This is a genomic window from Rahnella sp. WP5, from assembly GCF_000745615.1.
In the GTDB taxonomy this organism is placed as follows: domain Bacteria; phylum Pseudomonadota; class Gammaproteobacteria; order Enterobacterales; family Enterobacteriaceae; genus Rahnella; species Rahnella aceris.
Map to the genome: position 1 here is coordinate 113,198 of NZ_JQJR01000007.1, position 15,000 is coordinate 128,197.

Below are 15,000 nucleotides of genomic sequence, written 5' to 3' on the forward strand. Positions count from 1 at the left end.
CCTATCGTTTGGCCTGCCAGATGCGCTGCTGATAATCGCGGATGGAACGGTCAGCGCTGAACATGCCTACACGGGCCGTGTTGAGCAAGGTACGGCGGGTCCATTCATCGGCATTGCGGTAAAGCGCATCGACCTGTTTTTGCGCCTCGCAATAGGTGGCAAAATCCGCCAGCACCAGATACGGATCACCGCCGTCGAGCAGACTGTTGAGCATCAGATCGAAGGCCTTTTTGTCACCACTGGCATAAAAACCGCTGGCCAGTTCGTCGAGAATGGCTTTGAGATGTTTGTCCTTTTTCACCAGCGCTTTCGGCTTGTAGCCTTTTTTCAGCTGCGCTTTGACTTCATCGACGGTCAGGCCAAAGATAAAGATGTTGTCCTCGCCGACTTGTTCAGCAATTTCGACGTTGGCCCCATCCAGCGTGCCGACGGTCAGTGCACCGTTCAGCGCCAGTTTCATATTGCCGGTACCGGAAGCCTCTTTCCCGGCGGTGGAAATCTGCTCCGACACATCCGCCGCCGGGATCATCAGTTCTGCCACCGAAACACAATAATCGGGAATGAACACCACTTTGAGACGATCGGCGACGATCGGATCGTTGTTGATCTTCTCCGCCACCTGATTGATCGCATAAATAATATTTTTGGCGAGGTAATAACCGGGCGCGGCTTTGGCGCCGAACAGGAAAACACGCGGCACGATGTCGAGTTTCGGGTTATCGCGGATCTGGCGGTACAGGGAAAGAATATGCAGCAAATTGAGATGCTGACGTTTGTATTCATGCAGGCGTTTAATCTGTACATCGAAAATCGCGTCAGGATTAAGCCGGATCCCCATGCGCTGCCAGACGTATTCCGCCAGCCGCACTTTGTTATCGTGTTTGATTTTGCGGTACTGTTTGCAGAATTTTTTGTCTTTAACGCCGTCTTCCAGACCTTTCAGCAGGTCCAGATTATTGACCCAACTGTCGGTTTTCAGCCGTTCATCAATCAGTGCCGACAGCGCCGGATTACATTGTTTAAGCCAGCGGCGCGGCGTGATGCCGTTAGTCACGTTATGGAATTTTTCCGGCCATAACTGGTGATACTCCGGGAACAGATCTTTGACCACCAGATCCGAATGCAGCGCCGCCACGCCGTTCACCGCAAAACCCGCGACCACGCAGAGGTTCGCCATACGCACCTGTTTGTCGTGATGCACGGCAAGTTTCGCCCAGACAGCCTCGTCACCCGGCCATTCCTTGCTGACCTGTTTCTTAAAGTTGGCGTTGATCTGTTTAATGATCTGGAAATGACGCGGCAACAGGCTGCGCACCAGTCGCTCGTCCCAGGTTTCCAGCGCTTCCGGCATTAACGTGTGGTTGGTGTACGCGAAGGTCCGGCTGGTGATGTGCCACGCGTCATCCCAGCTCAGCTGATGCTCGTCGAGCAGCACGCGCAGCATTTCAGGAATAGCGATGGTCGGGTGCGTATCGTTAAGCTGGATGACTTCATAATCCGGCAGTTCGCTGATTTTGCGGCCAAGGAAATGATGACGCCGCAGGATATCGGCCACCGAGCAGGCGCACTGAAAATACTGCTGCATCAGGCGCAGGCGTTTACCGGCCTGATGGTTGTCATTCGGGTATAACACTTTGGTGAGTTTAGCGGCGTCGATGCCCTGTTGTTCCGCTTTCAGAAACTCGCCGTCATTAAACTTTTCGAGATCAAACGGATGCGGATGCGTGGCTTCCCATAAGCGCAGCGGTTGCGTGATACCGTTGCGGTAACCCATTACCGGTAAATCCCAGGCTTCGCCACGCAGGGTAAATTCCGGCTCCCAGCGTGAAACGCCCTGCTCATTTTTCACGATTTTACCGCCAATACCGACGCTGACCGCCAGCGAACTGTTGTGGCGGAACCACGGATATTCGCTGCGGTGCCAGTCGTCCGGGGATTCTTTTTGTTTGCCGTCAACAAAACGCTGGCGGAATAAACCGTACTGATAATTCAGGCCGTAACCGATGCCGGGCTGCCCGACGGAAGCCATCGCATCGAGATAACAGGCCGCCAGCCGTCCCAGCCCGCCATTGCCCAGCGCCGGATCAATTTCTTCTTCCAGCAGGTCGGTCAGGTTGATATCAAACTGTTCCAGCGCAGCGGCAATTTTTTCGTACCAGCCGAGATTAATCAGGTTGTTACCGGTCAGGCGACCGACCAGAAATTCCATCGAGATATAGTTAACGTGGCGGGTGATTTTTTTGCTTTTACTGCTGACCGGCTCGTTTTGCGGGGGAATTTGTTCCGCAACGGCGGCGCTGACCGCATGCCACCACTGGTGCCGGGTCATATCTGAAGCTGAAGTGAGTCCGAACGCTTGCCACTGGCGGGTGAGCGCCGCCAAAAAAACATCCTGCTTGAACGTGATCTTCGACATAGGGCAGTCTCTTTTCAGTCTGAGGGGACGGAATGCTTCCGTGAGAAAAAGTGTGATCGCGATATCTATGTATAAACCCTATGCTGGAAAAATGCTCACTGCGGGGATGAGGAAAAATGCATGAAATCATGTCGAAGGGATGGGGCGTTGCCATTAAAACCCCCTCCCCGCCTCCCCCTTCGCAGGGGGAGGCGCAAAAACTCGATCGGCTCCCTCCCCTGCGAAGGGGAGGGTTGGGGTGGGGTTTTAATGGCATCTCAATAGCGATTATTTCTGCCCGTAATACGCATCCGGCCCGTGTTTGCGACTGAAATGCTTGTGCAGCAAATAATCGTCCATCGGAGTTTGGTCACGCCGGATTGAACCGGTGATCCACGCCATTTTCGCGACTTCTTCCAGCACCACCGCGTTGTGTACCGCCTGTTCCGGCGTGATTCCCCAGCAGAACGGGCCATGCTGGGCGACCAGAATACCCGGCATATGCAGCGGATCGATGCCGGTCAGCGACGCGGCGATAACTTTGCCGGTTTCCAGTTCGTACTCTCCGCTGACTTCCTGACGCGATAAAGGCCGGGTGCAGGGAATGGCACCGGCAAAATAATCCGCGTGTGTGGTGCCGAGTGGCGGGATGGCGACGCCGGCCTGCGCCCATGACGTCGCATAGGTCGAATGGGTGTGCACGATACCGCCAAGCTGCGGGAAACGGGCGTAAAGTTCGAGATGCGTGGCGGTATCTGAAGAGGGTTTGTAATGCCCTTCCACGACGTCGCCTTGCAGGTTCAGCACGACCATATCGCTGACCTGCATTTTCTCGTATTCCACGCCGCTCGGTTTGATCACAACAATACCGCGCTCGCGATCAATACCGCTGACATTCCCCCACGTGAAGGTCACCAGACCAAAAGCGGGCAGCGCCATGTTGGCTTCAAATACGCGTTGTTTCAGTGCATCCGTCATCGGGTTTCCTCCATGTTAAGCCCGGCTTTCTGCATTTTATCGACCACCCAGGCGCGGGCGTTGCGCACTTCCTGCATCGGATCGGCGGCGGTTTCGCTCCACATTTCGATCAGGTACGGCCCGCGATAACCGCTTTTTTGCAGCGTGGCAAAGCAACGCTCGAACTCCACCACGCCGCTGCCAAACGGCACGTTTTTAAATACGCCGGGCTGCGTGTCTTTAACATGCACAGCGACGATATGCCCTGCGCCGCTTGCCAGTTCCATCTGCACGTCGTTATCCCATGCCGATAAATTGCCGATATCCGGATAAAGCTGGAACCACGGATTGTTCAGGTAATGACTGTAACCCAGCGCTTTGCTGATCGAATTCATCAGCGGGTAATCCATGATTTCCATCGCCAGCGTGACCTGCGCACGACTGGCCATTTCGACGGACTCCTGCAAGCCATCGCGAAAACGCTCGCGGGTATTTTCATTGGCCTGCTGGTAATACACGTCATAACCGGCAAGCTGGATCACGCGAATGCCGAGATCCTGCGCCAGCACGATGGCCTTGCGCATGATTTCCAGACCCTGATTGCGGGTTTCATCATCTTCTGCACCAAGCGGGAACCGCCGGTGTGCGCTCAGGCACATGGACGGAATGCGGATGCCGGTGCGTGATATTGCATCAACTACCCGCAAACGTTGCTCGCGTGACCAGTCCAGCCGCGCCAGCCGGTTGTCGGTTTCATCCACCGACATTTCAACGAAATCGAAGCCCAGCTCTTTCGCCAGTGTCAGGCGCATCAGCCAGTCTTCGCCCGCAGGCAGGGCTTTTTCATAGATACCGAGTGGAACGGCTTTATGCATCATTCGGTGTTCCTTAGCCCCAGAGCTGGCGAATGGATTTTTTGAACTGACGTGCTGCGTCAACCGGATCTTTGGCATCGCGGATACTGCGCCCGGCGATAAAGACGTGCACCGGAATGTCTTTAAATAGCGGCAAATCTTCCAGCGCCAGTCCGCCGGTAATGGTCACTTTAAAGCCCATGGCTGAAAGGCGTTTAATCGCCGAGATATCAGCATCGCTCCACGCCACCCCGGCGGCCTGCGCGTCGCGGCTGCGGTGATAAACCACCTGCCCGATGCCTGCGTCGTGCCATTCCTGCGCCTGTTCCCACGTCCAGTAACCGGTCAGCTCAATCTGCACGTCGCCGTTAAATTCTTTCGCCACTTCCAGCGCACCTTTGGTGGTGTTGATGTCGGCACAGCAAATCACCGTCACCCAGTCAGCATGGGCTTCGAAACACATGCGCGAGAGGATTTTTCCGGCATCGGCGATTTTGGCATCGGCCAGCACAATTTTTTCCGGATACAGCGCCTTAAGGTCACGCACCGCGCGCACACCTTCTGCGACACACAAAATAGTGCCGACTTCGATAATGTCGACTTCGCTGGCGATCAGACGCGTGGTTTTGTAAGCGTCGTCCATCGACTGGTTATCCAGCGCCACCTGCAACATCGGTAATGAATGAGACATAATATATTCCTTCTCTGCTAACGAATTAATGAACCGCCGTGGCGGAGGTCAGGTCGATCAGATCCAGCACCTGTTGCGCCGTGGTGCAGGCACGCAGGCGGTCAAAATTGGCTTCATCATCAAACAGGTTCACCACCTGCATGATGCCGATTTCCTGATGCGCATTGGCATCCACCGCCGCCAGCGTGATGAGGATATCCACCGGATCGTTATCTTCATGATTGAACACCAGCGGTTTTTTCAGCGTCACCAGCGCAAAACCGGTTTTCAGCACACCTTCTTCCGGACGGCCATGCGGCATGGCAAGCCCGGGCGCGATCACGAAATACGGCCCGAAACGTTCGACGCCGTCCAGAATCGCCTGGTAATAACGCGGCTCTACCACTCCGGCTTCCACCAGCATATCGACGCCAATTTTCACTGCGTCCTGCCAGGTTTCTGCTTCTGCGTTGAGGCGAATCGAGTTGTTTTCAGCCAGCGAATCTCGCAGTTTCATACATCGCTCCTTACTTTTTCAGGTCTGCGGAAAAGTGCGCGTTAATCACGTCCATCACTTTCGGACCGAAGTCCGCCGCCGACAGCATGTTGCGCACGCCGACCACGTATTTGTTGCCGCTGACGGTGATTTCATCCGCCACGTGCGTGGAGGCGACAATAATGTCAGCCCCGCTCAGCTCGGATTTGTATTCCCCCACCGCGCAGCTATTCATGGTGTGATCCACGCCTTCCTGCGTCAGAAACTGGCCGATTTTCATCTTCATGATCATCGAACTGCCTTGCCCGCAACCGCATACCGCCAGAATTCGTACTGTCATGGGAACCTCTTTGTTTGGTGATAAATCATTTGTGAGAAGTCATTAGTGAACAGTCATTAGTGAGAAACAGACTGATTAAGCGCCTGTTTTTCAGCATCTTCTTCGGCCCGCAATGCGCGACCCGCGAAGAACATGTAGAGCAGCACAATCACCGCAATGACGCCCATAAAGGCCATACCGATGCTGAAGAAGCCCTGCATCATTGGCGGTGCCAGAATCGACCAGTCTGCCATGCCCATCCAGGCGCTCAGGCCGGTGAGTTTGATGGCCCAGACGCAGCCGAAGATTTCGATCATCCCCATCACCAGACAGATTTTCAGCGCCGCGCGCCAGCCGCCGAAGTGATTGGCAAACACGCCGATGGTGGCGTTAGAGAAGAACATCGGGATAAAGCCGGGGATGATCATGATGGAAGAGCCCATGCCAAACAGAATGGCGACGGCAATCAGCTGGCCGATGGTGCCCCACATAAAGCCCCAGACCACGGCGTTCGGCGCAAAGCTGTAGATAGCCGCGCAGTCGATGGCCAGCACGGCACCGGGGATCAGGCGTTGGGAGATGCCGTTAAAGGCTTCGGTCAGTTCAGCAACGAACATACGCACGCCCTGAATAATGATGAAAATCGCCACTGCAAACATCAGACCGGTTTGCAGGATGTAAATCGTCCAGTGGGTTTTTCCGGCCATTTGCTGCAGGGTGTCGAGGCCGAAGGAACACAGAATGATGCCGAAGAACACGGTCATCACGATGGCGGTAGACACGATATTGTCATGGAAAATATTCAGCCAGCCCGGCAGTTTGAGATCTTCAACACTGTCTTCTTTCTTGCCGAGATACGGCGCGATTTTATAAGCGATCCACGAGGCAAATTGCTGCTGGTGACCAATCGAGAAGCCGCTGTTTTCGGTCACGGCCTGCGTCGGTTTGTACATCATGTTCGAGGTAATGCCCCAGTACAGCGATACCAGAATTGCGGTTGACCAGATGGTGGTCCACATCGGATAGCCCATGATGAAGAAGAACACCGCAATCAGCCCCGCCTGCTGGAACATGATATGGCCGGTCAGCATGATGGTGCGAATGCCGGTAATGCGGCGAAATACCACCATCAGGATATTCAGCGCCAGGGCGATCAGCACCGCGTAACCGACCCAGCTATAGGCCTCGCCCATGCGCTCCACCGTGGCCATCATTGAGGCATAGGTATCTGATATTGCACCGTTAATGCCATACACTTCTGAAAGTTTTGCCACCACCGGTTTGAAGGTACCGGTCAGAATGCCGGACCCCGCCTGCAGTAACATAAAGCCGATAATGGTTTTGATGGTGCCCTTGATAATCACCGTCGCGCTCTTCCTGAGCAGGATGTAACCGAGCATGGTCACAATACCCAGCAGCAACGGCGCGTTAGTCATTACCTGATTAAAAAATACGGTGAAGATGGTGTAGAGGAATTCCATAAGACTCTCCGTCTGACCTTGTTTGATCTCTTCAACGCACTTGAACATAACCGCTGCGCTAAAAAGTGAGGGACAAACGCACTCTAATGCTCACATCGAATCAAATAAAGATTCGCAATGATTATTTGTGAGCAGTCTCGCAAGATATCGTCATCGGCAGAATGAGCTAACAAACTAAATCACTCTGTTTTTATGATAAATATCAGCCATATACTACAAAAAAAGGCATGTGAAAACCGCCTGAAATCCTCCCATCCTCCTTTGTCACCCCCTGCTTAATGCTAAAAATCGCTCGTTTATAATCATTGTCATTATGAATTTTCGATGATAACTTCTCACAAACAAATCACATGTAATCACCAAATGATTTATTGTGACTCTATTTCAAAGCCAACTCAGATGAGGGAATACTATGAGCAAAGTAGAAACAATCAGCCGCGAATCCTGGATCCTCAGCACTTTCCCGGAATGGGGCACCTGGTTAAACGAAGAGATCGAGCAGGAAAAGGTCGCGCCGGGCACCTTTGCCATGTGGTGGCTGGGCTGTACGGGGATCTGGCTGAAGTCTGAGGGCGGCGCGAATATTTGTGTCGATTTCTGGTGTGGCGTCGGCAAGCAAAATCACAGCAGCCCGCTGATGAAAACCGGCCACCAGATGCAGCGCATGGCCGGTGTAAAGAAGCTCCAGCCGAATCTGCGCACCACACCGTTTGTGCTCGATCCCTTTGCGATCAGGGAGATCGACGCGGTGTTATCCACCCACGATCATAACGATCATATCGATGTGAACGTGGCCGCCGCTGTCATGCAAAACTGTGCTGCTGACGTGCCCTTTATCGGCCCGCAAACCTGTGTGGATTTGTGGATGAGCTGGGGCGTGCCCGCCAGTCGTTGCATCGTGATGACGCCGGGCAAAGTGGTGAGGATCAAAGACGTGGAAATTCACGCACTGGATTCTTTCGACCGCACGGTGCTGATCACCCTGCCCGCAGACCAGAAAGCCGCAGGGGTATTGCCGGATATGATGGATCAGCGTGCGGTGAATTATCTGTTCAAAACGCCGGGCGGTAACCTGTATCACAGCGGCGATTCGCACTATTCCAACTACTACGCCAAACACGGTAACGAATATCAGATAGACGTGGCGCTCGGCTCTTATGGCGAAAACCCGCGTGGTGTGACCGATAAAATGACCAGCGTCGATATGCTGCGCATGGCGGAATCCCTCAACACCAAAGTCGTTATTCCGTTCCACCACGATATCTGGTCGAATTTCCAGGCCGATCCGCAGGAAATCCGCGTGCTGTGGGAGATGAAAAAAGATCGCCTGAAATACGGCTTCAAACCGTTTATCTGGCAGGTCGGCGGTAAATTCACGTATCCGGATGATAAGGGTAATTTCGAATATCATTATCCGCGTGGCTTTGACGACTGCTTTACTACCGAGACTGATCTGCCATTCAAGTCTTTCTTATAAAGTATGTTATGAACAGGCGGAGGCAACAGACTCCGCTTTTTTATAAACCATGTAATTGCCATTACTGCTCGTTTATAATCACGCGGTAATCACCTATTTACCTGCGGAGCCACCATGACTGAGCCACAACGCCACAATGCTATTCTCGATCTGCTGCAACGTCAGGGGCAGATTTCCGTCGCTGATGTGATTGATCAGTTTGATATTTCACCCGCTACGGCGCGTCGTGACATCACCAAGCTCAACGAACTGGGCAAATTGCGGAAAGTGCGCAATGGCGCTGAAGCCGTGAATCAGCCACGCCAGAACTGGACACCGCTGAATATCCATCAGACGCACAATCTCAACGAGAAAATGCGTATCGCCAAAGCGGCATCCGAACTGTGCCAGCCGGGTGAAAGCGTGGTGATTAACTGCGGTTCGACGGCGTTTCTGCTCGGCCGTGAAATGTGCGGAAAAGATATTCAGGTCATTACCAATTATCTGCCGCTGGCCAATTATCTGATTGAACAGGAGCACGACAGCGTGGTGATCATGGGCGGTCAGTACAATAAAAGTCAGTCAATTACGCTGGCACCACAAGACGGCGATGCCAGCCTGTATGCCGGGCACTGGATGTTCACCAGCGGCGCGGGGCTGACAGCCGATGGCCTGTACAAAACCGATATGCTGACCGCGATGGCCGAGCAGAAGATGTTGAATTATGTTGGGAATTTGGCGGTACTGGTCGACAGCAGCAAAATCGGCCAGCGCGCGGGCATGCTGTTCAGCCGCACCGAACAAATCGATGTGCTGATCACCGGCAAAGAAGCGAATGATGAAATCATCGGACAGTTACGTCAGAAAGGCGTGCAGGTGATCCTGGTTTAGCCTTTATCCCTGTATTTCGTCTGGTCTTAGTTGTGCAATTATTGGGTAGAATGGCGGCATAACCTTTTATGAGGCAAGACCAGAATGGAACAATTTGAAGCAATCAGCGTTGAACAAGCACATTCCCGCCTGACCTCAGGCGAAGCCGTGATGGTCGATATTCGTGACCCGCAAAGCTTCGGCGCAGCACATGCACCTGGCGCTTATCATCTGAGCAACGACAGCCTGCCTGCGTTTATCCAGCAGGCCGATGCCAAAACACCGGTACTGGTGATGTGCTATCACGGCATCAGCAGCCGCGGTGCCGCGCAATTTTTGATTTCTCAGGGTTTCGAATCGGTCTACAGCGTTGACGGCGGTTTCGAAGCCTGGTCGCAAACCTTCCCGCAAGATATCGAAGCCTGATCCCCCTTTATTGACGCCGGCGCACGCTATAGTCTTTATAACCAGGCTAATGAGTTTGCGCCGAAAATGTTCTTAAGCTGAAAAAGCTACCTTTCTCCAGTGTTGATATAATTTCCGCCTACTATCGACAGGATTACAAGATGAAACATCTGAACACTTCACGTTCTTTAGGGATGCGTACGCTCGCCGTTCATGGCGGACAGCAGCCCGATGCCCTGACCGGCGCGATTGCGACACCTATCACCGCCGCATCGGCATTTTCATACCCGGATTTTGACAGCGGCGCACGCCGTTTCAGTGGTGAAGAACCGGGTTATATTTACAGCCGTTTCGCCAATCCGACGGTGGCCGTTTTTGAACAGAAACTGGCGGCGCTCGAAGGCGCAGAAACCGCCGTTGCCTGCGCGAGTGGCATGGCAGCGATCAGCGCCACGTTGTTTGCCCTGCTGGTTCCCGGCGATGAAATCATTCATATCGGCACGCTGTATGGCGGCACTGAAGGCGTGGTGCGTAACCTGCTGCCACGTTATGGCATCAAACCGGTTCACGTTACCCATGTGAGCGAACTGGAAGCGGCATTCACAAAAAACACCAAAGTGGTGCTGGTGGAAACCCCGGCTAACCCGGGACTGGATATCGCCGATCTGGCTGAAGTCGCCCGTCTGTCGAAAGCCGCCGGTGCAGTCAGTGTGGCGGATAATACTTTTGCCACACCGTACCTGACGCGCCCGCTGGAACTGGGCATTGATATCGTTCTGCATTCCGCGACCAAATACATCAGCGGCCACGGCGATGCGACCGGTGGCGTAGTGGCCGGTTCGGCGGCATTAATCACGCCAATCCGCACCCTGAGTCTGAAGCAGTTCGGCGGCAACCTGAGCCCGTTCGAAGCCAGTTTGCTGATCCGCGGCCTGAAAACTCTGCCGCTGCGCGTCGAAGCCAGTTCGCTGAGCGCACAGGCGGTGGCGGAATTCCTCGACGGCCACAGCGCGGTAGACACCGTGTTCTATCCGGGGCTGAAACAGCATCCGGGATATGCCACCGCCTCAAAACAAATGAAACTGTTTGGCGGGATTATGGCCATTGAGCTGAAAGGCGGCCTCAACGCCGCACGGACGTTCCTCGATAAGCTGAGCATCATCACGCAGGCGGTATCGCTCGGCGACACCGATTCGCTGGCCTGCCATCCGGCATCGACAACGCACAGCGCCGTCGCGCCGGAAGTTCGCCGCCAGAGCGGTATCACCGACGGACTGGTGCGCATCAGCATCGGTATCGAAGATACCGAAGACCTGATTGCTGATCTGCAACAGGCGCTGGAAGGGCTTTAAAGGCTCGATTTTGCAACACCGTCATCCGGCGGTGTTGCAAAAGACTTCGATCCTCATCACATCACCATAATTTTCTATTCACAGATAACCGCACAGCATTCCTAAATTCCCCTCCTTTACCCGTCTGACGTTATAATCGACATCCCCCACGCTGGCAGATAAGGTATTGCCCTAAAATGACGGCAACAAATCAAACAATTAGGGAAACCGCTAAACGCTATGGTGCGCATTCTTAACCTGAACAACCCCCGCCTGGCTCAGGCTTTTGTCGATTACATGGCAACCCAGGGTTTTACGCTGACGATGAAACACGAAAGTCAGGAAGTACAGCTCTGGCTGGAAGATGAATCCCGTCTGGAAGAGGCCGAGAAGCAGGTGGCGCTGTTTGTGCGCGATCCCCTGCATCCGCGCTATCAGGAAGCCAGCTGGAAAACCGGCAAGGCACAGCCACATTTAAAGATGTCGCACACGCCCTTCCTGAAAACCCTGCGCAGCCGCGCCGGGCCGCTGACGATAGGCATGATTGTGCTGAGTCTCGCGGTGTTTATCCTGCAACAGATGGTCGGCGACGAACTGGTGATGAGCTGGCTCGCCTGGCCGGACAGTTCGCGCGTTTTCCAGTTATGGCGCTGGTTCACCCCGGCCCTGATGAATTTCTCCTTTATTGCCCTGCTGATTAATCTGGCATGGTGGTGGTATCTCGCCAGCCAGATTGAGATGCATCTGGGCAGCGGCAAACTGTTCACCGTGACACTCATTTCGGCCCTGATCAGCGGCTGGGGCCAGTCGATGGTCAGCGGTTCGTGGTTCGGCGGATTATCCGGTGTGGTGTACGCGCTGATGGGTTACGCCTGGCTGACCGGCCAGCTGAAACCGGAAAGTCGTCTGTATGTGCCCGGCGGATTACTGGTCATTTCGCTGATTTTTATGTTCATTGGCTATGCTACGGGCGGCGCGGCCGTGTCGAATGCCGCGCATGCGTTTGGTCTGGGTCTCGGCCTGGTCATGGCATTTGTTGACACGCGCACTCCGCGCAACAAAAAAAATAAGTAGGGGATTCGGGTGAAACAAACACAACGCCATGATGCGATTATCGATTTAGTCCGCCAGCAGGGGTATGTCAGCACCGAAGAGCTGGTGGAGCATTTTGCAGTCAGCCCGCAAACTATCCGCCGTGATCTGAATGATCTGGCGGAACAGAATAAAATTCACCGTCACCATGGCGGTGCAGCCTTGCCGTCCAGTTCGGTGAATGCGGCATACAATGACCGTAAAGTGATGTGGTCGGAAGCGAAAGCGCGTATCGCCGAACGAGTCGCCAGCCAGATCCCTGACGGTTCAACGCTGTTTATTGATATCGGCACCACGCCGGAAGCCGTGGCGCATGCGCTGCTTAACCATAAAAATCTGCGCATCGTGACCAACAACCTGAACGTCGCGACGCTGCTGACAGCCAAAGAGGATTTTCGTTTGTTCCTCGCAGGCGGTGAAGTGCGCGCCCGCGACGGCGGCATCATGGGCGAGGCAACGCTCGATTTCATCTCTCAGTTCCGCCTTGATTACGGCATTCTCGGCATCAGTGGCATCGATATGGACGGTTCGCTGCTCGAATTCGACTATCACGAAGCCCGTACCAAACGCGCGATTATCGAAAACTCCCGCTGCGTGATGCTGGTGACGGACCATTCCAAATTTGGCCGAAACGCGATGGTCAACCTTGGCAAAATGGATCTGATTCATTATCTGTTCACTGATAAACAGCCGCCGGACAGCGTGAAGCAGATCATCGACAAGTACGACGTGCATCTCGAACTGTGCTGATTTGCCTGCATTTAAGGAGCGCTGCGGCTGGCGCTCCTGCTTTTCCTCCCTCCGCCCTGCCCGGCAAAACGAACAATTTCGAAAAATTCCACGCGTAGCGGCGTTCGGTTTCGTCCCCGCCTTGCTATTTTGCTCGAAACCGACACAAAAATGTTACCTTCATCACGCATAATTGTTTTTATTTGGTTAACGCTTGGCTTGTTTGTCGATTCTCGATTACAATCGTGAGCGAAAACGAACATAAAAGAGCTATTGCGAACATCTGGAGGAAGATGACGTGGAAACCAAAGACTTGATCGTAATTGGTGGCGGTATTAATGGTACCGGCATCGCAGTCGACGCAGCTGGCCGCGGGCTGTCTGTTCTGCTGCTTGAAGCGCAAGACTTGGCCTGCGCGACCTCTTCGGCCAGTTCTAAACTGATCCACGGTGGCCTGCGCTATCTGGAACATTACGAATTCCGTCTGGTCAGCGAAGCGCTGGCTGAACGTGAAGTGCTGTTGAAAATGGCACCGCATATTGCATTCCCGATGCGTTTCCGTTTACCGCATCAGCCGCATTTGCGCCCGGCCTGGATGATCCGCGCCGGTTTGTTCCTGTACGACCATCTGGGCAAACGCACCAGCCTGCCGGCCAGTAAAGGTCTGAAATTCGGCAGCGAGTCCGTGCTGAAACCAGAACTGACCAAAGGTTTTGAATACTCGGATTGCTGGGTCGACGATGCGCGTTTAGTGGTCGTCAATGCACAGGAAGTGGAAGAACGTGGCGGCGAAGTTCGTACCCGCACCCGCGTGACCCGCGCATGGCGTGAGGACGGCATGTGGATGGTGGAAGCCGAAGATATCGACACCGGCAAAACCTTCACCTGGCGCGCCAAAGGTCTGGTGAACGCTACCGGTCCGTGGGTAAAACATTTCTTCGACGACGGCCTGAAGCTGAAATCGCCATACGGCATCCGTCTGATCAAAGGCAGCCATATTGTGGTGCCCCGTGCACACAATCAGCCGCAGGCCTACATTCTGCAAAACGAAGATCACCGCATTGTTTTCGTGATCCCGTGGATGGATGAATTCTCCATCATCGGCACCACCGACGTGGAATATCACGGCGATCCGAAAGACGTGAAAATCGACGATAAAGAAATCGGTTATCTGCTGAAAGTGTATAACGACCACTTTAAGAAACAGCTGACCACCGAAGACATCGTCTGGACTTATTCCGGCGTGCGCCCGCTGTGCGATGACGAATCAGATTCACCACAGGCGGTGACCCGCGATTACACGCTCGACGTTCACGATCAGGATGGCAAAGCGCCGCTGCTTTCTGTATTCGGCGGCAAGCTGACCACCTACCGTAAACTGGCAGAACACGCGCTGGAAAAACTGGTGAAGTACTATCCGAAAGCCGGCCCGGCGTGGACCAAAACGGCCGTGCTGCCTGGCGGTAAACTGAACGGAGACCGTGATACCTACAGCGCCAATCTGCGTTCCCGCTTCAAATGGTTACCGGAATCACTGGCACGCCGTTATGCGCGTACGTACGGCAGCCAGACGGAGTTATTCCTGAATGACGCGACCAGTCTTGAATCGCTGGGCGAAGATTTCGGACACGGATTCTACGAAGCTGAACTGCGTTATCTGGTGGAAAAAGAGTGGGTTTCACAGCTTGATGATGCCATCTGGCGTCGTACCAAACTCGGTATGTGGCTGGATAAAACCCAGCAACAGCGCGTCGCCGAGTGGCTGGAAACGCACAAACAGCAGAAGAAACATCTGTCGCTGGCGTCTTGATTTAGTTAGCTCCTCCCCCTGCGAAGGGGGAGGCCGGGAGGGGGTTTAACAGACAAAACAAGTGCTTATGCACACTTAACATCTTGTTTTTGACCTTAATACCCCACCCCAACCCTCCCCTTCGCAGGGGAGGGA

At 54.0% G+C, this 15,000-nt stretch carries 14 protein-coding genes; 7 read left to right on the forward strand and 7 right to left on the reverse strand.

Annotation, left to right across the window (positions count from 1 at the left end):
* Position 1 precedes the first annotated feature (1 nt).
* The 7 genes from malP to ulaA all read right to left on the reverse strand — a co-directional run bounded on the left by malP (position 2) and on the right by ulaA (position 7,172).
* A complete protein-coding gene (malP, locus tag EX31_RS04935) occupies positions 2-2,416 on the reverse strand; it encodes a maltodextrin phosphorylase (protein ID WP_037033703.1) in 2,415 nt (804 codons plus the stop codon).
* 267 nt (positions 2,417-2,683) lie between these two features.
* Positions 2,684-3,373 carry an L-ribulose-5-phosphate 4-epimerase gene (locus tag EX31_RS04940; RefSeq protein ID WP_013573569.1) on the reverse strand — a complete coding sequence of 230 codons (690 nt, stop codon included), beginning with the start codon at positions 3,371-3,373 and terminating at the stop codon, positions 2,684-2,686.
* Entirely contained in the window at positions 3,370-4,230 is an 861-nt protein-coding gene (locus EX31_RS04945) for an L-ribulose-5-phosphate 3-epimerase (RefSeq protein ID WP_037033705.1), read from the reverse strand. The genes EX31_RS04940 and EX31_RS04945 overlap by 4 nt, the downstream gene beginning before the upstream one ends.
* A gap of 10 nt (positions 4,231-4,240) precedes the next feature.
* Positions 4,241-4,897: a 3-keto-L-gulonate-6-phosphate decarboxylase UlaD gene (locus tag EX31_RS04950; RefSeq protein WP_013573567.1), complete on the reverse strand. Its 657-nt coding sequence runs from the start codon at positions 4,895-4,897 to the stop codon at positions 4,241-4,243.
* 25 nt (positions 4,898-4,922) lie between these two features.
* Complete coding sequence (ulaC, locus tag EX31_RS04955; RefSeq protein ID WP_013573566.1) at positions 4,923-5,393, reverse strand: PTS ascorbate transporter subunit IIA; 471 nt, start codon at positions 5,391-5,393, stop codon at positions 4,923-4,925.
* Between the two features lie 10 nt (positions 5,394-5,403).
* Positions 5,404-5,712 carry a PTS ascorbate transporter subunit IIB gene (gene ulaB / locus EX31_RS04960; RefSeq protein WP_037033708.1) on the reverse strand — a complete coding sequence of 103 codons (309 nt, stop codon included), beginning with the start codon at positions 5,710-5,712 and terminating at the stop codon, positions 5,404-5,406.
* 56 nt (positions 5,713-5,768) lie between these two features.
* Positions 5,769-7,172 (reverse strand): PTS ascorbate transporter subunit IIC, encoded by a 1,404-nt coding sequence (gene ulaA / locus EX31_RS04965; protein ID WP_014411492.1) that lies wholly within the window; start codon positions 7,170-7,172, stop codon positions 5,769-5,771.
* A 412-nt stretch (positions 7,173-7,584) separates the two neighbouring features.
* Here ulaA and ulaG point away from each other — a divergent pair, with 412 nt between their 5' ends.
* From ulaG to glpD, 7 genes are all read left to right on the forward strand, one after another.
* Complete coding sequence (ulaG, locus tag EX31_RS04970; protein ID WP_037033711.1) at positions 7,585-8,649, forward strand: L-ascorbate 6-phosphate lactonase; 1,065 nt, start codon at positions 7,585-7,587, stop codon at positions 8,647-8,649.
* Positions 8,650-8,763: 114 nt separating this feature from the next.
* On the forward strand, positions 8,764-9,519 hold the full coding sequence (ulaR, locus tag EX31_RS04975) for an HTH-type transcriptional regulator UlaR (RefSeq protein ID WP_013573562.1): 756 nt from the start codon (positions 8,764-8,766) through the stop codon (positions 9,517-9,519).
* A gap of 84 nt (positions 9,520-9,603) precedes the next feature.
* Positions 9,604-9,924: a thiosulfate sulfurtransferase GlpE gene (gene glpE, locus EX31_RS04980; protein WP_037033715.1), complete on the forward strand. Its 321-nt coding sequence runs from the start codon at positions 9,604-9,606 to the stop codon at positions 9,922-9,924.
* 140 nt (positions 9,925-10,064) lie between these two features.
* Positions 10,065-11,255 carry a trans-sulfuration enzyme family protein gene (locus EX31_RS04985; RefSeq protein WP_037033717.1) on the forward strand — a complete coding sequence of 397 codons (1,191 nt, stop codon included), beginning with the start codon at positions 10,065-10,067 and terminating at the stop codon, positions 11,253-11,255.
* Between the two features lie 219 nt (positions 11,256-11,474).
* Positions 11,475-12,308 (forward strand): rhomboid family intramembrane serine protease GlpG, encoded by an 834-nt coding sequence (gene glpG, locus EX31_RS04990; protein WP_037033718.1) that lies wholly within the window; start codon positions 11,475-11,477, stop codon positions 12,306-12,308.
* A 9-nt stretch (positions 12,309-12,317) separates the two neighbouring features.
* Complete coding sequence (locus EX31_RS04995; RefSeq protein ID WP_013573556.1) at positions 12,318-13,076, forward strand: DeoR/GlpR family transcriptional regulator; 759 nt, start codon at positions 12,318-12,320, stop codon at positions 13,074-13,076.
* Positions 13,077-13,353: 277 nt separating this feature from the next.
* Entirely contained in the window at positions 13,354-14,865 is a 1,512-nt protein-coding gene (gene glpD / locus EX31_RS05000) for a glycerol-3-phosphate dehydrogenase (RefSeq protein ID WP_013573555.1), read from the forward strand.
* Positions 14,866-15,000: the final 135 nt, after the last annotated feature.

Excerpts from the sequence above, each read along its gene's own strand:
- malP (WP_037033703.1), bottom strand. The coding sequence starts at position 2,416 with ATGTCGAAGATCACGTTCAAGCAGGATGTTTTTTTGGCGGCGCTCACC.
- EX31_RS04940 (WP_013573569.1), bottom strand. The coding sequence starts at position 3,373 with ATGACGGATGCACTGAAACAACGCGTATTTGAAGCCAACATGGCGCTG.
- EX31_RS04945 (WP_037033705.1), bottom strand. The coding sequence starts at position 4,230 with ATGATGCATAAAGCCGTTCCACTCGGTATCTATGAAAAAGCCCTGCCT.
- EX31_RS04950 (WP_013573567.1), bottom strand. The coding sequence starts at position 4,897 with ATGTCTCATTCATTACCGATGTTGCAGGTGGCGCTGGATAACCAGTCG.
- ulaC (WP_013573566.1), bottom strand. The coding sequence starts at position 5,393 with ATGAAACTGCGAGATTCGCTGGCTGAAAACAACTCGATTCGCCTCAAC.
- ulaB (WP_037033708.1), bottom strand. The coding sequence starts at position 5,712 with ATGACAGTACGAATTCTGGCGGTATGCGGTTGCGGGCAAGGCAGTTCG.
- ulaA (WP_014411492.1), bottom strand. The coding sequence starts at position 7,172 with ATGGAATTCCTCTACACCATCTTCACCGTATTTTTTAATCAGGTAATG.
- ulaG (WP_037033711.1), top strand. The coding sequence starts at position 7,585 with ATGAGCAAAGTAGAAACAATCAGCCGCGAATCCTGGATCCTCAGCACT.
- ulaR (WP_013573562.1), top strand. The coding sequence starts at position 8,764 with ATGACTGAGCCACAACGCCACAATGCTATTCTCGATCTGCTGCAACGT.
- glpE (WP_037033715.1), top strand. The coding sequence starts at position 9,604 with ATGGAACAATTTGAAGCAATCAGCGTTGAACAAGCACATTCCCGCCTG.
- EX31_RS04985 (WP_037033717.1), top strand. The coding sequence starts at position 10,065 with ATGAAACATCTGAACACTTCACGTTCTTTAGGGATGCGTACGCTCGCC.
- glpG (WP_037033718.1), top strand. The coding sequence starts at position 11,475 with ATGGTGCGCATTCTTAACCTGAACAACCCCCGCCTGGCTCAGGCTTTT.